Source organism: Tateyamaria sp. (assembly GCF_039945315.1).
Taxonomy (GTDB): domain Bacteria; phylum Pseudomonadota; class Alphaproteobacteria; order Rhodobacterales; family Rhodobacteraceae; genus Tateyamaria.
In genome coordinates this window covers 96,346-116,820 of record NZ_JBDUXB010000026.1, presented here as the reverse complement: position 1 = coordinate 116,820, position 20,475 = coordinate 96,346, and the positions used below count along the sequence as shown (strand labels likewise).

Annotated in this window: 23 protein-coding genes and 2 tRNA genes; 10 read left to right on the top strand and 15 right to left on the bottom strand. The window is 56.7% G+C overall.

Features of this window, described 5'->3' with window-relative positions; translation table 11 throughout:
- Positions 1-80: 80 nt before the first annotated feature.
- The 6 genes from ABJD00_RS07275 to purC form a co-directional block, all read right to left on the bottom strand.
- A complete protein-coding gene (locus ABJD00_RS07275) occupies positions 81-413 on the bottom strand; it encodes a hypothetical protein (RefSeq protein ID WP_413831485.1) in 333 nt (110 codons plus the stop codon).
- A gap of 176 nt (positions 414-589) precedes the next feature.
- Positions 590-1,924, bottom strand: a complete 1,335-nt coding sequence (locus tag ABJD00_RS07270; protein WP_413831483.1) for a sigma-54-dependent transcriptional regulator — start codon at positions 1,922-1,924, stop codon at positions 590-592.
- A gap of 7 nt (positions 1,925-1,931) precedes the next feature.
- Positions 1,932-3,716, bottom strand: coding sequence for a sensor histidine kinase (locus ABJD00_RS07265; protein ID WP_413831481.1), 1,785 nt, complete (start codon positions 3,714-3,716; stop codon positions 1,932-1,934).
- A 36-nt stretch (positions 3,717-3,752) separates the two neighbouring features.
- Positions 3,753-4,421, bottom strand: a complete 669-nt coding sequence (gene purQ, locus ABJD00_RS07260) for a phosphoribosylformylglycinamidine synthase subunit PurQ (RefSeq protein ID WP_413831479.1) — start codon at positions 4,419-4,421, stop codon at positions 3,753-3,755.
- The gene (gene purS, locus ABJD00_RS07255) at positions 4,418-4,648 is read right to left on the bottom strand and encodes a phosphoribosylformylglycinamidine synthase subunit PurS (RefSeq protein ID WP_413831477.1); all 231 of its coding nucleotides are present in this window, start codon (positions 4,646-4,648) and stop codon (positions 4,418-4,420) included. The genes purQ and purS overlap by 4 nt, the downstream gene beginning before the upstream one ends.
- Before the next feature lie 20 nt (positions 4,649-4,668).
- Positions 4,669-5,430: a phosphoribosylaminoimidazolesuccinocarboxamide synthase gene (purC, locus tag ABJD00_RS07250; RefSeq protein ID WP_413831475.1), complete on the bottom strand. Its 762-nt coding sequence runs from the start codon at positions 5,428-5,430 to the stop codon at positions 4,669-4,671.
- A 150-nt stretch (positions 5,431-5,580) separates the two neighbouring features.
- Here purC and ABJD00_RS07245 point away from each other — a divergent pair, with 150 nt between their 5' ends.
- A complete protein-coding gene (locus ABJD00_RS07245; protein ID WP_108837847.1) occupies positions 5,581-5,901 on the top strand; it encodes a DUF1476 domain-containing protein in 321 nt (106 codons plus the stop codon).
- Positions 5,902-6,108: 207 nt separating this feature from the next.
- On the top strand, positions 6,109-7,125 hold the full coding sequence (bmt, locus tag ABJD00_RS07240) for a betaine--homocysteine S-methyltransferase (protein WP_413831473.1): 1,017 nt from the start codon (positions 6,109-6,111) through the stop codon (positions 7,123-7,125).
- Between the two features lies 1 nt (position 7,126).
- Here bmt and ABJD00_RS07235 read toward each other — a convergent pair whose 3' ends face one another.
- Positions 7,127-8,203, bottom strand: coding sequence for a PA0069 family radical SAM protein (locus ABJD00_RS07235; protein WP_413831471.1), 1,077 nt, complete (start codon positions 8,201-8,203; stop codon positions 7,127-7,129).
- A gap of 206 nt (positions 8,204-8,409) precedes the next feature.
- On the opposite strand from ABJD00_RS07235, the gene ABJD00_RS07230 reads away from it, so the two are divergent.
- The 3 genes from ABJD00_RS07230 to ABJD00_RS07220 are packed head-to-tail and all read left to right on the top strand — an operon-like array spanning position 8,410 to position 10,314.
- Positions 8,410-9,111 (top strand): corrinoid protein, encoded by a 702-nt coding sequence (locus ABJD00_RS07230; protein WP_413831469.1) that lies wholly within the window; start codon positions 8,410-8,412, stop codon positions 9,109-9,111.
- A 34-nt stretch (positions 9,112-9,145) separates the two neighbouring features.
- On the top strand, positions 9,146-9,691 hold the full coding sequence (locus tag ABJD00_RS07225; RefSeq protein WP_413831467.1) for a thioredoxin family protein: 546 nt from the start codon (positions 9,146-9,148) through the stop codon (positions 9,689-9,691).
- Complete coding sequence (locus ABJD00_RS07220) at positions 9,682-10,314, top strand: DUF1638 domain-containing protein (protein ID WP_413831465.1); 633 nt, start codon at positions 9,682-9,684, stop codon at positions 10,312-10,314. Before ABJD00_RS07225 ends, ABJD00_RS07220 begins: the two co-directional genes overlap by 10 nt.
- Before the next feature lie 69 nt (positions 10,315-10,383).
- Here the strand turns inward: ABJD00_RS07220 and ABJD00_RS07215 are convergent, their stop codons facing one another.
- Positions 10,384-10,788, bottom strand: coding sequence for a SufE family protein (locus ABJD00_RS07215; RefSeq protein WP_413831463.1), 405 nt, complete (start codon positions 10,786-10,788; stop codon positions 10,384-10,386).
- 131 nt (positions 10,789-10,919) lie between these two features.
- On the opposite strand from ABJD00_RS07215, the gene ABJD00_RS07210 reads away from it, so the two are divergent.
- A complete protein-coding gene (locus tag ABJD00_RS07210) occupies positions 10,920-11,444 on the top strand; it encodes a hypothetical protein (RefSeq protein WP_413831461.1) in 525 nt (174 codons plus the stop codon).
- Positions 11,445-11,452: 8 nt separating this feature from the next.
- Here the strand turns inward: ABJD00_RS07210 and rnd are convergent, their stop codons facing one another.
- The 3 genes from rnd to purM all read right to left on the bottom strand — a co-directional run bounded on the left by rnd (position 11,453) and on the right by purM (position 14,324).
- On the bottom strand, positions 11,453-12,613 hold the full coding sequence (rnd, locus tag ABJD00_RS07205) for a ribonuclease D (protein WP_413831459.1): 1,161 nt from the start codon (positions 12,611-12,613) through the stop codon (positions 11,453-11,455).
- Between the two features lie 74 nt (positions 12,614-12,687).
- Positions 12,688-13,278 carry a phosphoribosylglycinamide formyltransferase gene (gene purN, locus ABJD00_RS07200; RefSeq protein ID WP_413831457.1) on the bottom strand — a complete coding sequence of 197 codons (591 nt, stop codon included), beginning with the start codon at positions 13,276-13,278 and terminating at the stop codon, positions 12,688-12,690.
- Positions 13,275-14,324, bottom strand: coding sequence for a phosphoribosylformylglycinamidine cyclo-ligase (gene purM, locus ABJD00_RS07195; protein ID WP_413831455.1), 1,050 nt, complete (start codon positions 14,322-14,324; stop codon positions 13,275-13,277). The genes purN and purM overlap by 4 nt, the downstream gene beginning before the upstream one ends.
- Positions 14,325-14,457: 133 nt before the next feature.
- On the opposite strand from purM, the gene ABJD00_RS07190 reads away from it, so the two are divergent.
- A tRNA-Ile gene (locus tag ABJD00_RS07190) sits at positions 14,458-14,534 on the top strand.
- Between the two features lie 275 nt (positions 14,535-14,809).
- On the opposite strand, the gene ABJD00_RS07185 is transcribed toward ABJD00_RS07190, so the two are convergent.
- On the bottom strand, positions 14,810-15,271 hold the full coding sequence (locus ABJD00_RS07185) for a YiiD C-terminal domain-containing protein (protein WP_413831453.1): 462 nt from the start codon (positions 15,269-15,271) through the stop codon (positions 14,810-14,812).
- A gap of 85 nt (positions 15,272-15,356) precedes the next feature.
- Positions 15,357-16,676: an ATP-binding protein gene (locus ABJD00_RS07180; protein WP_413831451.1), complete on the bottom strand. Its 1,320-nt coding sequence runs from the start codon at positions 16,674-16,676 to the stop codon at positions 15,357-15,359.
- 61 nt (positions 16,677-16,737) lie between these two features.
- Here ABJD00_RS07180 and ABJD00_RS07175 point away from each other — a divergent pair, with 61 nt between their 5' ends.
- The 3 genes from ABJD00_RS07175 (at position 16,738) to ABJD00_RS07165 (ending at position 18,302) form a co-directional block, all read left to right on the top strand.
- Positions 16,738-17,649 carry an MBL fold metallo-hydrolase gene (locus ABJD00_RS07175; RefSeq protein WP_413831449.1) on the top strand — a complete coding sequence of 304 codons (912 nt, stop codon included), beginning with the start codon at positions 16,738-16,740 and terminating at the stop codon, positions 17,647-17,649.
- Positions 17,650-17,719: 70 nt separating this feature from the next.
- Positions 17,720-17,794, top strand: a tRNA-Asn gene (locus ABJD00_RS07170).
- A gap of 163 nt (positions 17,795-17,957) precedes the next feature.
- Positions 17,958-18,302: a hypothetical protein gene (locus ABJD00_RS07165; RefSeq protein WP_413831587.1), complete on the top strand. Its 345-nt coding sequence runs from the start codon at positions 17,958-17,960 to the stop codon at positions 18,300-18,302.
- 2 nt (positions 18,303-18,304) lie between these two features.
- Here ABJD00_RS07165 and ABJD00_RS07160 read toward each other — a convergent pair whose 3' ends face one another.
- Positions 18,305-19,294 carry an aldo/keto reductase gene (locus tag ABJD00_RS07160; protein ID WP_413831447.1) on the bottom strand — a complete coding sequence of 330 codons (990 nt, stop codon included), beginning with the start codon at positions 19,292-19,294 and terminating at the stop codon, positions 18,305-18,307.
- A gap of 37 nt (positions 19,295-19,331) precedes the next feature.
- Positions 19,332-19,796, bottom strand: coding sequence for an alkyl sulfatase dimerization domain-containing protein (locus ABJD00_RS07155; RefSeq protein WP_413831445.1), 465 nt, complete (start codon positions 19,794-19,796; stop codon positions 19,332-19,334).
- Positions 19,797-20,475: the final 679 nt, after the last annotated feature.

The following is a 20,475-nucleotide window of genomic DNA, read 5'->3' as shown; positions in this document are numbered from 1 at the left end:
TGCTTGCCTTGGGTGATCAATGCCATGCGGCTTGGAAAATGGAAATGTCCCGGCGGCAGGATGCCGCCGGGCATCTCAGATCAGTCGTCGATTTCGCACAGGCCCGCAGACAGGCAAGTCGCCACGAAGTAACATGAGGTCGCGAACCCGTCCAAAGTGCACCCGCAGGCCATGAAGGGATTGGGCCAGCACGTGCGTTCAAGTCCACCGATGGCGATCAAGGTCAGTTCCTTCATCTGACTGTCCCCGCGCATCTCTTCACGAAATTTGTCGGTCAGACGGAAATTCGCCTGTCCCAGAGAACGTTGAATGCCGATGGAAGTGCTGTCCGAAGTCGAGTTGTACTGTGCGGTCACAATTGCAGGGCTGACAGCAAAAGAAAGTACGGCCAAAGCCAAGGAAAAACATCGCATCATAAATCTCCAATAAAAAAATACAGACAAAAAAGTAACAAAACTAGGCGCGCCCGCCAGAAATATGTCAACCCATGCGTGTATTTCCGCACAGTGATCGGCAGTATTCGGCGCAGTTCTCACCACCGTCAAAAAGAGACGGCAGAGCAGAAAGTTTTATTTTTTAGGAGTTCTGTTCAGAGGTAATCCGAACGCTGAAGTCCATATTTGGCCATCTTTTCGTTCAACGTTCGGCGTGGCAAACACAGCTCGTCCATAACCGACGCGATAGAGCCCTTGTGGCGGCGCATCGTGTTGTCGATCAGCATCCGCTCAAACGCCTCAACGTATTCCTTGAGTGGCTTGCCCTCTGTTGTCATCACGGGTTGCATTTCCTCGTGATCGTTCATCAGCAGCGAGGCGATCGAGCCTGTGCCCCTGCGCGACTGCAACACGGCCCTTTCCGCAATGTTGATCAACTGGCGTACATTGCCCGGCCAAGGGGCTTGTAACAGCTGTGCCGCCTCTTGCGCCGAAACTTTGGGAGCATCACAGCCATACTCATCCGCAAATTGATCGCTAAGCCGCGTGAACAGGGTCAGGATGTCTTCGCCCCTTTGGCGCAAAGGCGGGACGGTGATCTTGAGTGCCGCAAGACGGTAATAAAGATCGGGGCGCAGCGCGTCTTCACAGGTGCGCCCGGCCTCTTGCAAATTGGAGATGCCCACAATGCGCGTCTCAGCCGGCGTGCCCTGTTCGTTGATGACGCTCAGCAGACGAGCCTGCAAAGTCTCGCTGAGGGCTTCGATATCCTCAAGGACCAGCGTGCCGCCCCGCGCTTCTTCTATGGCTGGCAATTGCGCATCTTCTGGGTTCATGGCGCCAAACAGGCGCTTGGCCAGCGCGTCTTCTTCCCAAGCCGAACAACTAATTAGGACAAAACGTTTGCCCGCCCTTGATCCAACGGCATGCAGCGCATGGGCGACCAGCGTTTTGCCCGTGCCTGTTTCACCGTCGATTAGGACGTGGCCATCGGCCTGACCGAGATCAAGGATATCCTCACGCAGCCGCTCCATGACTGGAGACTGGCCAATCAACTTTTTCATCAACTGACCACCGTCGCTCAATTCGCGGCGGAGGGCCCGGTTATCCATGACAAGCCTGCGCTGCCCCGTTGCCTTCTTGGCCAGCTGGGACATTCGATCAGGGTTAAACGGCTTTTCGAGAAAATCAAACGCGCCAACGCGCATCGCCTCGACCGCCATCGGGACGTCGCCGTGGCCGGTGATCATGATCACCGGCAGCGCACTGTCATTGCCCATCAGCTTTTTGAGGAATTGCATTCCGTCCATGCCAGGCATCCGGATGTCAGAAATGACAATGCCGGGGTAATCGGGCCCAAGCACTTTCAGCGCGTCCTCGGCACTGGCGAAAGTCTCAGTGTCGTAGCCCGAAAGGGCCAGCCACTGACTGATTGATTGGCGCATGTCCTGTTCATCATCAACAATGGCGATCTTCATGGCTTGGGTCATGTCAAACTTACTCCGCCGCTTTAATTTTTCTGTCGCCGGTATCGGCGTCAGCACCCATGATGGGCAATTGCATCTCGAACACGGCGCCGTCGGACGTACTGTTGCGCGCCGTGAGCCGTCCACCCAGATCGTTGACAATGCCGGATGAGATGGCAAGCCCCAACCCAACGCCGTCGCCCGGCTGCTTGGTGGTATAAAAAGGTTCGAACAGGGCATCGAGATCCTCGATGCCGGGGCCGTTGTCGCGCACGGTCAGCGTGGCGGTTTCCCCAGCGGACAACATGATATCGATCTGAGGAGCACGCACTGTTTTTGTGGCATCAATGGCGTTGCGCAACAGGTTGACCATCACCTGTTCGATGCGCAATCGGTCGCCCATTACTTCAACCGGCTCACTCGGCAATACCCGGTTGATCTGAACTCGCCGCTGGCGCAACTGAGGTTCCATCATTGACAGGGATGAGGCGAGTGCGTCGCCCATATTTACAGGGCTGAGCGCGTCCTGACCTTTGCGGGCATAGGACTTCAACTGGCGCGTTATAGCACCCATTCGTTCGATCAGGTCGTCGATGCGCCCAAAGCTGACGACCGCCTCATCGGGCCGATTGCGACGCAGCAAAAGCCGGGCGCCTGCAAGATAGGTTTTCATCGCCGCGAGCGGCTGGTTCAATTCGTGACTGACGGCCGCGGACATTTCACCCAAAGCGGCGAGTTTTGACGATTGTTCAAGGGTTTGCTCGGCCACGGCGAGGTCTTCCTGCACACGTTGGCGCTCGGCGACTTCTTGCTGCAGCTGGATGTTGAGATGGCGAAGCTCTGCCGACTCGCGGGTAGACAAAGCGAGGCGCAGCGCAGAGCGACGGTTGAGTGCATAAAAAGCCAGCGCCAGCAGCAGAGCGAATCCCATAATTTCCAGAGCCAGCACCCCATTCACACGCTCACGCACCGACTCGTAGCTGGTGAAGGAGGTCATACGCCAGCCGCGAAATGGTATCCGACTCTCCAGACGCATGACCGCCTCGCCCTGGACATAGGCGTCCGCGGGCAAAGCTGTCCAATCTGCGGTGGCCCGAATGGCCCTCTCGATCGCGCTCTGCGGGGTTTGTTGGGCCAGGGCGACCTCTTCAGTGCGACCGCGCCAGCGTGGTTCGGTGGCAAGGACGATCTGTCCTTCACTGTCGGTGACGAACACGGCCGCTGAAATCCCGGCCCATGCTTGTTCGAACTTCTGCAAGTCCACTTCAACGGCGATCACGCCCAGAACGTCGCCCACTGCAGTGATTTTACGCGAATAGATAAAGGAAAAACCACCTGCTTCGCGAGGCGTGACAGAAAAGGACGTGCCATTGTTGCGCAGCGCATCAAGAAAAAATGGATCGGTGCGGTGATTGGTGCCCAGCCGATTGCGGTCCGTGGCGGCAACTGCACGCCCGTCATTGTTCATAAGCATCAGGTTGGCGGCGCCGGTTTCTTCGACAAATGAAATCAGACGTTGTGTGGATCGTTGATAATCCGCTGAGTTCAGCGCGCCTATCAGTGCCGGGTCACGAGCCAAGAGTTGCGCCACAATCGCGTTCTGACTGAGCTCGCTTTGCAGGTTCCCGGAATAGAGCGCCAAACGCAGTTCGGCACGGTTGCGTGTGGTTTCAGTGAACTGGTTCGTCAGCAACCGATTGGTGAAAAAGACCGTGGCGATGGCAGCCCACACAAGAAGAACTAGTGCAAGACGCACACGCCAACCTACGCTGCGCGGCGCTTGGTCGGTTTCTGAACTGTGCGTTGCCGGCTCCATGACAGCACTGTAGGCGTCCGTGCGGGGCCGCTCAAGTCACGCAGTGGTCAGCTGAGACGCCATTGCGCGGAACAGCGCCTGCCCGTCGGTGCCTCCATGGCCCGAATCCGCCGCTCGTTCGGGATGCGGCATCATGCCAAGCACGCGACGGTTGTCGGACAAGATGCCAGCGATGTCGCCAAGCGAACCATTGGGATTGTCGGTGTACTTGAAGGCAATGCGATCTTCGCCCTTGAGGCGTTCAACCATTTCATCATCGGCAAAGTAGTTGCCGTCGTGATGTGCGATAGGGATGTCCACAACGTCCCCTGCATTGTAGCCTTTGGTGTAGATGGACTGCGAGGTTTCAACCTTGAGACCAACCGTCTTGCAAATGTATTTCAAGCCAGCGTTGCGCAACAGTGCGCCGGGGAGCATGCCAGTTTCGGTGAGCACCTGAAAGCCGTTGCAGATGCCAAGAACGTAACCGCCCCGATCGGCGTGCGCCTTAACCGCCCGGCAGATGGGTGAATTTGCCGCGATAGCGCCGCAACGCAGGTAGTCGCCGAAGGAAAAGCCACCCGGAACGCCGATAACGTCGACGCCACTTGGCAGGTCCGTATCCTTATGCCAGACCATCTCGACATCGGCCCCTGCCGCGCGAAACGCTACGGCCAGATCACGGTCACAGTTTGATCCGGGAAAGACGACGACGGCCGCCTTCATGTCATTTCCACCCGGTAGGATTCGATGACTGTGTTGGCGAGCAGTTTTTCACACATCGCGGTCACATCCGCCTCTGAGGTGCCATCGGCCAGATCAAGTTCGATCACCTTGCCCTGACGCACGCCCTGCACCCCGTCAAATCCGAGGGCTCCAAGAGCATGGCGCACAGCTTCTCCCTGCGGATCCAGTACTCCGGTCTTGAGCATGACATGTACGGTTGCTTTCATACTGCGGTCCTCATTCGGTCTTAGTTTATCAACGTCGGCTTGGTGATCGGCGAGGACGTCTTGGGCATTACACCCAAACGCCGGGCCACTTCGGTATAGGCATCTGTCAGATTGCCCAGATCGCGGCGGAACACGTCTTTGTCGAGCTTCTGGCCCGTTTCAATGTCCCACAGACGACAGCTGTCTGGGCTGATCTCGTCCGCGACTATCAGGCGCATAAAGTCGCCGTCATAAACGCGACCGACCTCGATTTTGAAATCAACCAGACGAATGCCGACTGCCATCATCACACCACTGAGAAAGTCATTTACGCGCAGCGCGAGACTCAGGATGTCGTCCATGTCCTGTTGGCTGGCCCATCCAAAGGCGGCAATGTGCTCTTCGGTGACCAGCGGGTCGCCAAGGTCATCGTCTTTGTAGCAGTATTCCACAATCGGCCGAGGCAGTTGCGTGCCCTCTTCGATCCCTAGCCGTTTAGACATCGTACCTGCGGCATAATTGCGCACGATGACTTCCAGCGGGACGATCTCGACCTGGCGCACCAACTGTTCGCGCATGTTCAGGCGCTTGATAAAGTGGGTCGGCACGCCGATCTGGGTCAAACCTGTCATGAAGAACTCGCTCAGGCGGTTGTTCAACACGCCTTTGCCATCGATCACTTCTTTTTTCTGTGCATTAAAGGCTGTGGCGTCGTCCTTGAAATACTGAACGATTGTGCCCGGCTCCGGACCTTCATAAAGGATCTTGGCCTTGCCTTCGTATATTTTTTTGCGTCGCGCCATGGGCGTCCTTTCGCTTGGGCGCGGTCACTGAGTCTGCCCCGCCTCGCGCCCTCATAAGCAATCAGTTGTGGTGTCGCAAGCAAAGGGGTTGCAAGCCGCGTGCGGCCTGCGCATATCTTGATCAACCAATAGACACTACGGAGTTGCCCCATGAGCACTTTTGATGACCGCGAACACGCATTTGAGAACAAATATGCCCATGATGCAGAAATGCAGTTCAAAGCAGAGGCGCGCCGCAACAAGCTGTTGGGTTTGTGGGCCGCTGGTTTGATGGGCAAGGCAGGCGACGCTGCAGACGACTATGCGCGCGAAGTGGTCGCGTCCGACTTTGAAGAGGCCGGCGACGAGGATGTCTACCGCAAAGTGTCCGGCGATCTGGGCGATCTGGCAGATGAAGCGACGATCCGCACTCAAATGGTACAGCTGATGGCAGAGGCCAAGTCACAGGTTATGACCGAAGTCGATAAATAACAGCCAGGTACAGGCGGTACTTCACGTATTTTAAGGCGCACAGCTGACAGGCTGTGCGCCTTTTTTCGTGTCTGCGCCGGGTGAGCTGTGGGGTTTGCATCGGCTTAAAATCATACACAACTCATAATCTACATGAATATTATGAACTGGTTTCAATCACGCATGCGTGAAAGGACGAACGGAGTACGCGCGCGCGAGGAGCAGACCATGACCAACCCATTCAGCGATCTTTTGGCCGAAAAAGGCACTCTGCTGGCTGATGGTGCCACGGGCACCAACCTGTTTGAAATGGGGTTGATGGCCGGGGACGCACCCGAATTGTGGAATGAAACTGCACCGGAAAAGATCACGACCCTCTACAAAGGGGCCGTGGATGCGGGCAGCGATGTGTTTCTGACCAATTCTTTTGGTGCTAACGCCTCACGGCTGAAATTGCATGATGCAGGGCACCGTGCCTTTGAATTGAGCAAAGTGGCCGCCGAAATTGCGCGCAACGTCGCAGATCAAGCGGGTCGCACCGTGATCGTGGCGGGCTCGGTCGGGCCAACCGGTGACATTATGGAACCCGTGGGCACGCTCAGCCACGCTGACGCGGTTGAGATGTTCCACGAAACCGCTGCAGGCCTAAAGGCTGGCGGGGCCGACATCGGCTGGCTGGAGACCATTTCCGCCCCCGAAGAATACACCGCCGCGGCCGAAGGTTTCGCGCTGGCCGGCATGCCTTGGGTCGGCACGATGAGCTTTGATACAGCTGGGCGCACAATGATGGGTGTGACCAGTACGGACCTCGCCTTGCTGGTTTCGCGGCTTCCCAACCCACCACTGGCCTTCGGTGCAAACTGCGGCACTGGTGCCTCGGACCTGCTGCGCACGATTCTTGGTTTTGCCGCAACTGGCAGCCCCATCCCTCTGATCGCTAAGGGAAATGCCGGTATCCCCAAATACCATGACGGGCACATCCACTATGATGGGACGCCTGAGTTGATGGCAGACTATGCCGTTCTGGCCCGCGATTGCGGGGCCTCCATCATTGGCGGATGCTGTGGCACCACACCTGCTCACTTGCGCCAGATGCGCACCGCACTCGACACGCGGCCCAAAGGAACTGCGCCAACCCTCGATCAGATCGTTGATGCGCTTGGCGCGTTTTCATCGGCCAATGACGGCACCGGTGAAAACACGGCACCGACGCGCAAGCGGCGCGGCAATCGTCGCGTTGCGTGAGCTAAAACAGGCTCAGCTGTGCGGATTCGGGAACCGGGCGTTGGAATAGGTCGGTGCACATGGCAGTCGCGGTTTCCTTTAACCCCAACCGCTTGATCGCCACCGCAAAGCGGGCGGCCACCATCTCGGCATAGGCACCCTCGCCTTTCATTCGGTGCGCCCAACGCGCATCGTATTCCTTGCCCCCGTGCATTTCGCGCAACCGCGCCATAATCCGCCCCGCGCGGTCGGGGTAATGGGCCGCCAGCCAGTCTTGCCACAGAGCCGACACTTCACGCGGCAAACGCAACATGATCCAACTCGCCGTTCGCGCACCAGCCTCCTTGCCACGTTTCAAGATCTCTTCCAACTCGGGGTCGGTCAACGCAGGCACCATCGGGGAGGCCATGATCCGCACTGGAACCCCTGCTCGGCTCAAGTGTCGGATCGTCTGCAATCGACGCTCAGGTGCCGGAGCGCGCGGCTCCATCAAACGCGACAACACACGATCAAGGGTAGTTACCGATATTCCAACGCGGACAAGCCCACGCCGCGCCATGCGCCCAAGAATATCAAGGTCTCGTTCAATCAAAGCGCCCTTTGTGACAATGGCGACTGGATGGCCACAGTCTTCAAGCACCTCAAGGCAGGCCCTCATGATACCGTGCTCTTTTTCAATTGGTTGATACGGATCGGTGTTGGTTCCAATGGCTATCGGCGCAACAGAATACGTCCGCTTGGCCAGTTCAGCTCGCAAAACATCCGGCGCATCCGGGCGCGCGACCAGCCTTGTTTCGAAATCCAACCCCGCAGAGAGACCCAGATACGCGTGGCTCGGACGGGCGAAACAATAGACACACCCGTGTTCGCAGCCGCGATAGGGATTGATCGAACGATCAAAAGGCAAATCGGGAGAGCGGTTATATGTGATGACAGTGCGTGGGCGTTCAATGCTTACCTCAGTACGTAGCGTCGGCAATTCCTCATCACGGCCCCATCCATCATCGACCGAATGGCGCGTGATGGGCTCGTATCGCCCAACCACATTGCTAAGCGCAGAGCGCCCCCTGGGACTTCTTGTTTGCAGGTCTTTATTCATTCAGAAATACTAGAACATAATGGGAACATACACCAGAAAACAGTTCCAAATCAGACACAGCAAGGGCAAAATGCAACGACGCTATGCGCCTCAGGTCGCGGCTGATCCGAACCATGTCGTAATTCGGACAGTCCATCTGCGGCAATCTGACAAATTGGCGATTAAATTGGCACGGCGCTTGCGCGCCCGAACTTCAAGGAACGGCCATGTCTGACGAAGACGAAATCATCCTGTCGGAACTCGACGACGAAGAGCTTGTCCAACAGATGTTCGACGATCTCTATGACGGTTTGCGCGAAGAGATCGAAGAAGGCGTGAACATCCTGATCGAGCGGGGCTGGGCTCCCTACGACGTGCTGACCAAGGCACTTGTCGGTGGTATGACCATCGTCGGGGCTGATTTCCGCGATGGTATCCTGTTTGTGCCTGAAGTGCTGCTGGCAGCCAACGCCATGAAAGGCGGCATGGCCATCCTCAAACCCCTGCTTGCCGAAACTGGCGCGCCGCGTGTGGGCAAGATGGTGATCGGGACGGTCAAAGGCGATATCCACGACATCGGCAAAAACCTCGTGTCCATGATGATGGAAGGTGCAGGTTTCGAAGTTGTCGATCTTGGCATCAACAACCCTGTCGAAAACTACCTGGAAGCCATTGAAAACGAAGGCCCGGATATCCTTGGTATGTCCGCCCTGCTGACCACCACGATGCCCTACATGAAGGTCGTGATCGACACGATGGTCGAAAAAGGCATTCGCGATGATTATATCGTTCTGGTCGGCGGCGCCCCTCTGAACGAGGAATTCGGTAAAGCCATCGGCGCGGACGCCTATTGCCGGGACGCGGCAGTGGCAGTTGAGACGGCCAAGGAATTCGTCGCGCGCAAACACAACCAACTGGCGGCCGGCTAACCTTCGGCCACTCGCAAGATGCGAAAGGACGGCCATGCTGACAGGACCTCCTGTATGTGAATTTGGTTGGGCCGCACCTGCGTTCGAGTTGCCCGACGCGGGTGGAACCATGCATCGTTTTGATCAGCACCTTACTCCAAAAGGGTTGCTCATTGCCTTCATTTGCAATCACTGCCCCTATGTGATCGCCATTGCAGACCGTCTGGCAACCGATGCTAAGGCATTGATGGACGAAGGGATTGGCGTTCTCGCCATCATGTCCAACGATTATCAAAGCTATCCGGCAGATTCGCCTGACCGGATGACTGAATTCGCCGGCAAATACAGCTTTTCTTTCCCCTATCTTGTAGACGGGGATCAGACAGTCGCACGGGCCTATGATGCAAAATGCACCCCTGACTTTTTCGGACTGAACGGCGATGGCCTCTTACAATATCGTGGGCGCCTAGATGACGCGCGGATGGGCGATGCGGCGGAACGCACCTCCGAGTTGGTCAACGCTATGCGCATGATCGCCAAGACCGGCGCAGGTCCGCAGGATCAAACTGCCAGCATGGGCTGTTCGATCAAATGGCGCTAAGCGATTCCCACCTCACTGAACACGGGCTGGAGGCTGAAGGCAGCGGTCCGATACTACTGATTGCCTGTGGCGCGCTGGCGCGTGAAATTCTTGATCTCAAGGCGTTGAATGGTTGGGGCCATATGGATCTGACGTGCCTGCCTGCAAAGCTACACCTTTACCCCGAAAGGATCACAGACGAGGTGCGAAAAGCGGTCGCAAAGCACCGAAACTCATATTCTAAAATCTTCGTCGTCTATGCCGATTGCGGGACTGGAGGGCTGCTTGAAGCGGCCTGCACACAGCTTGGCGTCGAGATGGTTTCAGGCCCCCATTGCTACAGCTTTTTCGAGGGAAATGAACGCTTTGCATCGCATAGTGAAAGTGAAATTACAGCTTTTTACCTGACCGACTTTCTGGTGCGCCAGTTTGAGGCATTCATTCTGAAACCCATGGGGTTGGATCGCCATCCCGAATTGCGCGACATGTATTTTGGCAACTACGAAAAGCTGGTTTATCACGCACAAACCGACGATCCTGCCCTTACGGCCAAGGCGAAAACGGCCGCAGACACCTTGGGGCTGGAATTTGAGCGTCGGTTTACAGGCTATGGCGATCTGAAAACCACGCTCGCCAACCTTTGACTATCATTGTTTTCAGGCCCGTGTCAGCAGAGGAACGATTGCAGAGGGAACTTTCCAAAGGAAATCCCGCTACCCAGCGGCCACGCTGCGCACGCGCTCGATCATCGCGCGCAATCCGTTAGAACGCTGCGCAGACAAATGGTCGTTCAACCCTAGCCGCGTCATCTCTGCACGCGCATCCACTTTCAGTACGGATTCGGGTTCCAATCCGTTGTAAAGACGACGTAAAAGCGCGATCAAACCTTTGACAATCATCGCGTCACTGTCGCCATCAAAATGGAACTGGCCATCTTCGACGACCGCGTGCAACCACACCTGCGATGCACAGCCCTCTACTTTGGTCGCAGGCACTTTGAGCGCGTCATCCAGCGGGGCCATCGACTTGCCCTGCTCAATGACATAGCGATAGCGATCCTCCCAGTCCTCAAGGAACTCAAAGTCTTCTACGATCTCTTCGAATGCAGCCGTTGCCATGTCACCCTCACGTCAGTCAGTCTTCCCGGTGACCTAGGCGCTGTCCCGGCAAAGGTCCAGTGCACCAATGGACGCTTTTCAAGCGGTGCGACTTCAGTTACCAACATGCCAAGCAAAAACACGAGCAGACAATGCGCCTTTTGACCACATCAGTTCTGATCGCGACGCTCGGTCTGAGCGCCTGCGGCGAAAGTCGCCTGAACCCAGTGAACTGGTTCGGAAACGGTCGCTCACAACCCGTTGCACAGACGACCACTGTTGAGACCAACCCCCTTATCCCCACTGAGGAACGCGGCAATCTGTTCACTGTTTTTGGCCGTCGGGACGTGGAGTATACGGGAGCTCCGGTGGATCAGGTCACGGAATTGGTGATCGAAAGGGTGCCCGGAGGTGCGATCGTGCGCGCGGCAGGGGTCGCCTCCTATGATGGCCCATTTGGCGTGCAGCTGACCCCGGTCAACGAAGATGCTGAACCTGTTGACGGTGTTTTGACTTATCGGCTCGAGGCCGAGAGGCCACGCGATGCCGGGCGGACCACTGCAACGCAGGTCCGCACCGTCAATGCAGCCGTTCGGTTGACCGATCGTGACCTTGCTGGTGTGAAAACGATCCGTGTCGAAGGCGTTCGCAACGCGCAAACCTCTGCCCGTCGGTAAGACTTTCGTTAATCGAGCGCGATAATACGCACATCCGCCCCATTGGCCGTCAGCGCCACACGCCCCTCGCACAGGCGAATTGCGTCTTCGCCAAACACTTCTGACCGCCAACCTTGCAGCGCAGACACGTCCCGCATCCCAGCCGCCAGTGCGTCCAGATCAGAAGCGGTTGCAATCAGTTTTGCCGCGACGCCCGCACTTTCGGTCTTTGCCTTCAACAATACCCGTAACAAATCAGCAAGAGCCGGGTTAACTTGCAGCTTTTCGCGGCTGCGATCCGGTTTGGGTTGAGCCTCGGGCGGCATCGCCACACCGCGCGCCACAGCCGACAGAATGCCATCGGCAATTTCGCCCTTGCGCGCCTCACGCAAAAGCAGCCGTGAACGGCCCAGATCCTCATGGCTTTTGGGTTTGTTACTGGCCAATTCAACCAAAGCATCGTCCTTGAATACCCGGTTGCGCGGGATGTTGCGGTTTTGCGCATGGCTTTCTCGGAATGCGGCCAGCTCCTGCACGACAGCGAGGAACTTTGATGACGAGGTTCGCGTCTTGACCCGCTTCCAGGCGTTCTGTGGATCAATGATGTAAGTCTCCGGACTCAGCAGAATTTGCAATTCTTCGCTGACCCAGCGCGCCCGTCCGCTTTCTGCCAATTTCGCGGCAAGGAACTCGTAGATTTGGCGCAAATGCGTGACGTCGGCGAGCGCATAGGTCTTTTGCGCATCCGTTAGTGGGCGACGAGACCAGTCCGTAAACCGCGATGTCTTGTCCAGCGGCTGGCGCGCGATTTTGCGCACGAGTGTTTCGTACCCGACCTGCTCACCAAAGCCGCAGACCATGGCTGCAACTTGCGTGTCAAACAGCGGCTCGGGAAAGACCTGCGCATCTACATAGAAGATCTCAAGGTCCTGCCGCGCGGCATGAAATACCTTCACCACGGATGTGTCACGGAACAGGTCGTAAAGAGGCTCCAGTGACAAACCATTGGCCAAGGGATCAACCAGAACAGCACCGCTGTCATCTGTGCCGGGCATCGCCAGTTGCACAAGGCAAAGTTTGGAATAGTAGGTGCGTTCCCGTAAAAACTCCGTATCGACCGTCACATAATCATGTTGCGCCGCCTCTGTGCAGAATGCGGCGAGGTCTTCGGTCGTGGTGATCGTTTTCATACAAGAGCTTCTATGCTGCGCGGTGGTCATCACCGACTGGTTTGAATGAAGCTATAGCAAAGCCAAAAGGGTTGCTAGAGCGTGATGGGCGTCGTATCTCCGGCAGCAAAGCGGCGCAAAACGGCTGGATAAAGGATGTGTTCCTTTGCCAGCACCCGGGCCGCAAGACTGTCAGGGGTGTCTTCAGGGTCGACTGGGATCCGCGCTTGCCCGAGGATGGGTCCGTCATCCAGCACAGGTGTGACCAGATGCACGCTACAGCCGTGGTCTGTATCGCCGGCTTCCAGCGCACGGGCATGGGTATGAAGCCCCTTGTACTTGGGCAGCAAAGACGGGTGAATATTCAGCATCCGGCCCTGCCACGGGGTCACGAACCCAGCCGTCAGCACGCGCATGAACCCCGCAAGACAGATGATGTCCAAGGCGTACGGCGCGAGTGCACTGTTGATCGCGGATTCAAATGCGGCGCGGTCTTCGCCGAATGGCCGGTGGTCGATGACTTCAGTGGCAATGCTTTGCGACCGCGCCCACGCAATCCCGCCGGCAGTTTCATTATTGGACACGACCACCGCTGGGCGCGCCGGGTGATCGTCGACCATATCCTCGACCAGCGCGCGCATATTCGACCCGCCGCCCGAGACAAAGATCCCGACCCGTTTTTTCACCAAAGCGCACCCGTGTAAGAGACGCCCTGCCCCGCTGTGATCGACCCGAGTGGGACGACGGTTTGGCCTGCATCGCTCAGAGCCCTTGTCACGTCAGTGGCAGCCTCCGGTGCGACCACAACAATCATCCCGATACCAGCATTAAAGGTCTTGAGCATTTCTGCGGCTTCCATGCCGCCGCCTTGGGCTAGCCATTTGAACACGGGCGGCAAGTCCCATGCATCCAGATCTACTTGTGCGCCCAGACCGTCTGGCAGGACACGAGGCAAGTTCTCAGTCAAACCACCCCCAGTGATGTGGGCAAATCCATGTACTCCACCCGCTTTGATCGCGGCCAAGGCGGCACTCACGTAAAGCCGCGTAGGTGTCAGAAGTGCCGCACCCAAAGTGCCCTCACTCCAAGGACAGGCATCATTCCACGCAAGACCCGAGGCTTCGACAATCCGGCGCACCAATGAGTAACCGTTCGAATGCACCCCGTCTGAGGCAAGGCCCAGCAGAACGTCGCCCTCGGTGACCCCCGCAGGCAGCGCCGAGCCACGCTCCATCGCGCCCACGGCAAAGCCTGCCAGATCAAAGTCACCTTCCGGATACATCCCCGGCATTTCAGCCGTTTCTCCACCGATCAGAGCGCACCCGGATTCGGCACAGCCTTTGGCAATCCCTTCAATGATCCGCGCGGCCTGATTCAGTTCAAGTTTTCCAGTGGCGAAATAGTCGAGAAAAAACAACGGTTCTGCACCCTGGCAAACCAGATCGTTCACGCACATCGCCACCAAATCGACGCCCACGCCGTCCACGTTGCCCGTATCAATGGCAATGCGCAGCTTGGTCCCGACGCCGTCCGTTGCTGCGACCAGAACAGGGTCGGTGAACCCTGCCGCCTTTAGATCAAAGAGCCCCCCGAATCCGCCCAGCCCCGAAGCAACACCGGGTCGCTTGGTTGCTGCTGCCGCAGGCTTGATCTGTTCGACCAGCGCGTTTCCCGCATCAATGTCCACACCCGCTTGGGCATAGGTCATTCCGTTTTTCTTGGGATCGGTCATTGCAGGCTCCGGTACTGGCAGTTTTGCCTCCCCTACCAAGGGTGTCTCGCGGGGTAAATGGGCTTGGGCCTCGCGGCGACCTTTTCAACTGCTTGACCTTTGGCGATTGGCTGGCTAGCCAAGCACCCATGGCGGGCCTGTAGCTCAATTGGTTAGAGCAGAGCGCTCATAACGCTTTGGTTGCGGGTTCAAGTCCTGCCGGGCCTACCAACCGCCTCAGTAGAATCGTAAGAGACGCTTTTCTAAATTCTATCGTTTCGGCTGCTTGCGAAATCTTGGTGCCGCATCGGCTTGTGACCCAACAGCAAAAGCAAAGGGATTGCGACCAGAGGCGTAAGAAGGCTACTGACCAGAACCCCAAAACCATGGATTGCGTCGACGCTTATTTGCCATCTGGACGGGCACCAGGATGAACAACCAGAACCAAATGATGAGAACAACGACTGCAACGACACTGAAGGCCAAATTCTCCATCATAGTCGCTGTCATGATTTGGGTTGCCCGCCAGTTTTCACATGCCAGTCGACATGCATGGTCACAACTGTATCGCCCGCCTCATCATGGATATCTACGTCGACGGAAAACGTGACCTTGCCCACATCCTGTAACGTCGCCAACAACTCTGCTCCTGGTGCGCTGGTTTTTGCGGTAGCTGTCAGGCGCCCTTTCGCTATCTTGACGTAGGAAATCTGCGCACCGGACGCGACCAGTCGCACGTCCAGCAACACTGGTGCCAGCGCCCCACCCAACGCGGCCCCCGACGCAGCCTCGCCCAACGTGAACATCGCACCTGCATGTTGAGTCTGGATATGGTTTGACGTCTCGCGGCGCTGATCCAATGCGGCTGTCGCGGTCCCGTCCCCAATTTCAATCAGCTCAATGCCGACATGCGCGGCAAAGGGGATGGCTTGGGTCATGTGCGCCTTGATCATGTCATAAGGGGTCATCTGCGTGCCTCTTGGAAACCGGGTATGCTCTTGGTTAGGGCCCGCACCGAACCCAAGGCAAGCGTGCCGTGGCGGAACAAGCGTCTCAGCGCGCGATCACGATGTCTGCGCGCAAACCGCCCAAGGTTTCACTGCGCCCCAGACGCAGCACACCTCCATGGGCGCGCGCGATATCCGTGGCGATGGCCAGTCCCAGCCCCACGCCAGAACCACGATCCTGATTGCGAGACTGGTCCAGACGCACAAAGGGGCGTTGCGCGTCTGCACGCATATCTTCGGGAATACCCTGGCCTTCATCTTCGACGCGAAACCGCAAGGAAGTTTCGCTCAGGCGGACGGACACCTCAGCCCGCTGTCCATATCGCACAGCATTAGCGATCAGATTGTCCAGTGCTCGTTTCATTGCTGCGACACGCAATGTGACGGTCCCTGTCCCCTCAATCTCTCCCATGGTAACGGGTTGGCCGCCGCGCTGTGCGTTGGCCACTAGTCCAGCCGCCAGTGCAATCGGATCAGTGTCTTCCGGCTCGGCCTCACTTTCACCTTTCGCAAAACTGAGAAACGCATCAATCATGCCCTGCATGTCATCTACGTCACGCTCAAGTGGAATGCGATCTTCATCGTCCAGCATAGAAAGCGCGAGTCGCATCCTCGTTAACGGTGTACGCAGATCATGGCTGACACCTGACAACATGAGGGTCCGGGTTTCAATCTGACGTTCAATCCGCGTACGCATATCAACGAAGGCAGTACCTGCAGCCCTGACTTCCGTAGCACCCGAAGGTGTATAGGGGATCACGTTTCCGCGCCCAAAGGCCTCGGCCGCATTGGCGAGCCGCTTGATCGGACGCAGTTGATTGCGCATGTAAATAAAGGCGACAATGGTGATCAGCACCCCAAAAAAGACCATGTTGACCAGCAATTGGTGGGGGGCGGACGCCGATACGCGACGCCGATCAAACAGCAACTCGATCCAACCTGCCTCAGTGTCAAGGATCAACCGGACCACACGGTCATTTGACAGATCGACCGCAGTGACTTCAGGCACCTGAATATGTAGCCATTCCGTTATGGTAATGCCGGTAAAGTCATACCAGTACTTTTGGTCGGTCTCTTCTGCGGCACCCACTTCTGCCCGTCGGAGCGACATCGCCAAGGGGCCTATGATAGGCGCAGCTTCGGTTGCTATATCGGTGGCTTCGTCTGCGTTCGCGAACACCGACAGGACCAACCGCACTTCTCGCGAAGCCGTGATCGTCATCTGTCTTGTGACATCCTCGTAGTGTTCCTTTACAAAAACGAAGGACACAACAGCTTGCACAAAAACAACTGGCAGCACCATGATCAGCGCAGCACGGGCATAAATGCCCCGGGGCAAGTAATTTGTGAGCCATTGGAACGACATGCAGTTATTCTATCCGGTGCGGACAGTGACTTAAAGGAACAAGGCAAGACATGCTGTGCAGATGAACGACTTTGATCCCCCAATTGGTGTGCCTGTGCCCATAGAACCGGGTTTGCGACGGATCGTAGCTCCCAACCCTTCTCCCATGACCTTTCGCGGCACGAACACTTACCTTTTGGGCACCACGGGGCTAGCGGTCGTCGATCCCGGTCCCGACAGTCTGCCACATCTTAAGGCGATCCTCAGCGCTGTCGAACCAGCAGAGAGGATCACTCACATTATCGTCACCCACAGCCACCTTGATCATTCCCCCCTCGCCCGCCCTTTGGCGCAGGCCACTGGTGCACCAATCCTCGCCTTTGGCGGGGCCGAGGCCGGGCGCAGTGAGGCCATGGATGCCTTCGTGAAGGCCGGGATGTCAGGTGGCAGTGAAGGCATTGATCATGCCTTCGCCCCTGACACTATTCTTTCAGATGGGGATGAGATCGGTGGCGACGGCTGGACGCTTGATGTTATCCACACCCCCGGCCATCTGGGCAACCACATCTCACTGGCATGGAAGGACGCCTGTCTTACAGGGGATCATGTAATGGGTTGGGCCAGTTCTCTTGTCTCGCCACCGGATGGAGATTTGACGGATTTCATGGCCTCCTGTGCGCAACTTGCACGCCATTCCTGGCGGGTGTTCTACCCGGGGCATGGTGCGCCGATCACAGACCCGAACGCGCGGCTTGACTGGCTCATTGCACACCGCATGGGTCGAGAGGCGGCAATTCTGTCTGCTTTGGAACCGGGCCCTGCCCGTGCTGATGAAATCGCCTACACAGTTTACGCGGATACACCGGCGGCACTGCTGGCTGCGGCAACCCGCAATGTGCTTGCACATCTCATTGACCTCACAGGAAAATCCAAGGTGCGCCCGCTGGACCCGTTGACCGGCAACGCCCGATTCGAGCGTATCCCGCCATCTTAAACTTTTTGCTGTGCGGGCTGGAAAAGCCTCTGGACGGGCCAAATCGGCCTTGCTATACGGCGCGAACCGTTCCGGCGTAGCTCAGCGGTAGAGCAGTTGACTGTTAATCAATTGGTCGTAGGTTCGATCCCTACCGCCGGAGCCAAAATTCCCAAATACTTTCATTGACTTACCTCGTCATGTAGGCGGGATGCCTACGGGCATTCCCCGTTCCTGGCTACGATTTCGCCGCGCATTTGCAAAGCACCAATAGTCGTGCTCCTACAAGCCGTATTCCCTCCTCGCCCATCAAATGACCCTTTGTTCGTATCGGGATCGTTCACAGCTATCTGGAATCTGTTTTGGGCGTCGGGGGTGTGCTGCAACTGCTGCTGATGCGTATCGATCCGCTAAAGATGCAATTGACCGACACCTTGGCCGCCGCGATGCTATCGCTCGATGTGCTCAAGGTGATTGGATACAAGGGCTTCGGCATTGACTATGCCGATTATATGCCCAACATCATCGGAGCGACCATCGCCCGGTTTTTTGGCACATGGCTGGGTAAACGGGGTACGTATCACGTCTCCGAAACGCCGTTCAGACGATTGTTTCGGATACTGGTTTCAGTTGTGGCGTTGCGATTTGTCTACAACGGACTGTCAGGCATCTGAGATCAGCAATACCGTTCAGGTCCAGCCCATTGCCCAACAGAGTACCGGTCGCCATGCGCCCAACCGATGGGCAGAACAGTCTCGATCCGTGCGACGTCCTCTGCGCTCAGGTTGATTTCGCCACCCTGTACCAGCTCTTTCAGATGTTCCAGTTTCCGGGTGCCGGGAATGGCCATGACCTGTTCGCCTTGATGTAGGACCCAGGCGATCGCCAAAGAGGCCGCAGGCATACCCATATCTGCGGCAAGGGCCCTGAACTTCGCATTGTACGCAAGGTTCGCACTCAGGTTCGGCTCCATGAAACGTGGGTTACCCTGCAAGAACGGCATTATCTCGATCTGCTCGGCGCGATGTGGACGATCTGTCAGCAAAGCGCGGCCAACAGGGGAAAATGCCATCAACGTAGCGCCAATCTCGGCGCAAGCCTGGACAAGGCCCATTTCTGGCGAACGGGTGGACAACGAGTATTCAGACTGCACCGCCGCGATGGGATGAACTGCATGGGCGCGGCGCAGAGACGAAGGGGCGATTTCAGAAAAGCCGATGGCTTTGACCTTGCCCGCTTTGACAAAGCTAGCCATCGTTTCGGTCACCTCCTCGATCTCGTGCCGAGTGTCGCGCCGATGGACATAGTAGAGGTCGATCACCTCAACCCCGAGCCGCTTAAGGCTCTCGTCAAGCGACTGGGTTAAATGGTCTGGCGCGTTATTGAAGCGGTGTTCGGGATCCCTTGTGATCCCTACTTTGGTGGCTATGGTAAATGGGTTATTTCCCCCCCGTGCCCGCAACCATTCGCCGATGACGTTTTCAGATCGTCCCATGCCATAGACGTTTGAGGTGTCGATATGGGTGATCCCCATCTCGACGCATGCGTCCAGAACTTTCAGAGATTCCGCATCCACCGCCGGACCGTAGAAGTCTGTAAAAGACATCGCGCCATAGCCAACTGAACTGACGAGCGGCCCATCCTGCCCAAGTTTGCGCTGTTTCATTCGTTTACCCCGGCTGATTGATCCCAATCTGAGTAAGTCAGGCCAACGTCGTTTGACAATCCCTCTTGTTCGGGTGGCCTAATCCGCCTGTTCCAGTTTTTTGGGCACAGAAGGTAGTCGTTCCGCGTTGGGAAATAAAATGAACGACCGCACAGTCTTTCAGTATCTCTGTTTTCAACAGGGAATTGCCCGCGACGTCCTCCTCGGCATTCAAAAGGCGGTCCATCAATTGCAACACCCGTTTAAAGTCACCGTTCGCACGGCCCCTGGTAATCGCCACAAGTGCAGCATCTACGCCTCCTACAAGGTCGATGAACGGGGCTGCCTTGTGCCTTGGCTCCATCGGATCAAGTGACGTGGAAATTCCTTTAAAACAGCCCAACGTCCAAAGGAAATTCGCAGGGGCTTCAAAATAGACGCGGCCGTAGTTATTGCGCACGTCGGGCGTTTCGGCCAACTCCGGTGGAAGCTTTACGCTGTGGATCAGGTCATCAATTGTCATACCTCCATCCCTTGCGGAGCGCGTCTGCTCAACGACATGCGGGATGGCGTTACTGACGCCTCGTTTCACATGTCATTTCAGTAGCATTCCATCGCCGAACCTGCGAATTTAGCGATCAGGCCAGCTTGGTCACATGTCACAACCTTGGAGCATTCAAGTGCGAAACAGACGTATTTGGACAGCAGCTATACTGGTTGCTGGCATGGTTTTCTTAGGTGTATGGCTGCTTTCAATATCCTCGCCATACGATATTTGCGTCAGCTACTACACTAAGGACGCCGCTTCGAGCATGGGAGGCGGAGCACAGAACTACGCTGAAAATTTGTGTGAAAGAAAACTGAGGTTTTGGAAATAAGACCCCCACAAACGAAAATTTCGGAAGGACCACCTGACCTCTTATCCCTGCACGAATTGCTACAGGTCAGTTGCATAATTTTGCGGTTGAACCGAGCATTTCGACGGTCTCAATCGCTTCAAATCCAAAACTCGGTGTCGTTTACTTCTAAGGCTGCTAGTTAAACGAAGACGACGAACGACGAAGCTCTCGAAAATTGTGGCTTTGGACACCTTCGTCCGTAGACGGCCGTTCAACGAACAAATACTTTGGGACGAACGGATTGTACGTGCGTCCTTAGAACCCGAAGGCTCATACCCATCGCGCTTATGGCCTGTTCGTTAA

What these genes read in the sequence shown, in the direction of transcription:
- ABJD00_RS07275 (WP_413831485.1), bottom strand. Translation starts at nt 413, where the DNA reads ATGCGATGTTTTTCCTTGGCTTTGGCCGTACTTTCTTTTGCTGTCAGC.
- ABJD00_RS07225 (WP_413831467.1), top strand. Translation starts at nt 9,146, where the DNA reads ATGCTGACAGGACCTCCTGTATGTGAATTTGGTTGGGCCGCACCTGCG.
- purM (WP_413831455.1), bottom strand. Translation starts at nt 14,324, where the DNA reads ATGACCGATCCCAAGAAAAACGGAATGACCTATGCCCAAGCGGGTGTG.
- ABJD00_RS07245 (WP_108837847.1), top strand. Translation starts at nt 5,581, where the DNA reads ATGAGCACTTTTGATGACCGCGAACACGCATTTGAGAACAAATATGCC.
- purQ (WP_413831479.1), bottom strand. Translation starts at nt 4,421, where the DNA reads ATGAAGGCGGCCGTCGTCGTCTTTCCCGGATCAAACTGTGACCGTGAT.
- ABJD00_RS07180 (WP_413831451.1), bottom strand. Translation starts at nt 16,676, where the DNA reads ATGTCGTTCCAATGGCTCACAAATTACTTGCCCCGGGGCATTTATGCC.
- ABJD00_RS07270 (WP_413831483.1), bottom strand. Translation starts at nt 1,924, where the DNA reads ATGACCCAAGCCATGAAGATCGCCATTGTTGATGATGAACAGGACATG.
- ABJD00_RS07160 (WP_413831447.1), bottom strand. Translation starts at nt 19,294, where the DNA reads ATGAAACAGCGCAAACTTGGGCAGGATGGGCCGCTCGTCAGTTCAGTT.
- ABJD00_RS07235 (WP_413831471.1), bottom strand. Translation starts at nt 8,203, where the DNA reads ATGAATAAAGACCTGCAAACAAGAAGTCCCAGGGGGCGCTCTGCGCTT.
- ABJD00_RS07210 (WP_413831461.1), top strand. Translation starts at nt 10,920, where the DNA reads ATGCGCCTTTTGACCACATCAGTTCTGATCGCGACGCTCGGTCTGAGC.
- ABJD00_RS07175 (WP_413831449.1), top strand. Translation starts at nt 16,738, where the DNA reads ATGAACGACTTTGATCCCCCAATTGGTGTGCCTGTGCCCATAGAACCG.
- ABJD00_RS07185 (WP_413831453.1), bottom strand. Translation starts at nt 15,271, where the DNA reads ATGACCCCTTATGACATGATCAAGGCGCACATGACCCAAGCCATCCCC.
- ABJD00_RS07155 (WP_413831445.1), bottom strand. Translation starts at nt 19,796, where the DNA reads ATGACAATTGATGACCTGATCCACAGCGTAAAGCTTCCACCGGAGTTG.
- bmt (WP_413831473.1), top strand. Translation starts at nt 6,109, where the DNA reads ATGACCAACCCATTCAGCGATCTTTTGGCCGAAAAAGGCACTCTGCTG.
- ABJD00_RS07265 (WP_413831481.1), bottom strand. Translation starts at nt 3,716, where the DNA reads ATGGAGCCGGCAACGCACAGTTCAGAAACCGACCAAGCGCCGCGCAGC.
- ABJD00_RS07230 (WP_413831469.1), top strand. Translation starts at nt 8,410, where the DNA reads ATGTCTGACGAAGACGAAATCATCCTGTCGGAACTCGACGACGAAGAG.
- rnd (WP_413831459.1), bottom strand. Translation starts at nt 12,613, where the DNA reads ATGAAAACGATCACCACGACCGAAGACCTCGCCGCATTCTGCACAGAG.
- ABJD00_RS07220 (WP_413831465.1), top strand. Translation starts at nt 9,682, where the DNA reads ATGGCGCTAAGCGATTCCCACCTCACTGAACACGGGCTGGAGGCTGAA.
- purC (WP_413831475.1), bottom strand. Translation starts at nt 5,430, where the DNA reads ATGGCGCGACGCAAAAAAATATACGAAGGCAAGGCCAAGATCCTTTAT.
- ABJD00_RS07215 (WP_413831463.1), bottom strand. Translation starts at nt 10,788, where the DNA reads ATGGCAACGGCTGCATTCGAAGAGATCGTAGAAGACTTTGAGTTCCTT.
- purS (WP_413831477.1), bottom strand. Translation starts at nt 4,648, where the DNA reads ATGAAAGCAACCGTACATGTCATGCTCAAGACCGGAGTACTGGATCCG.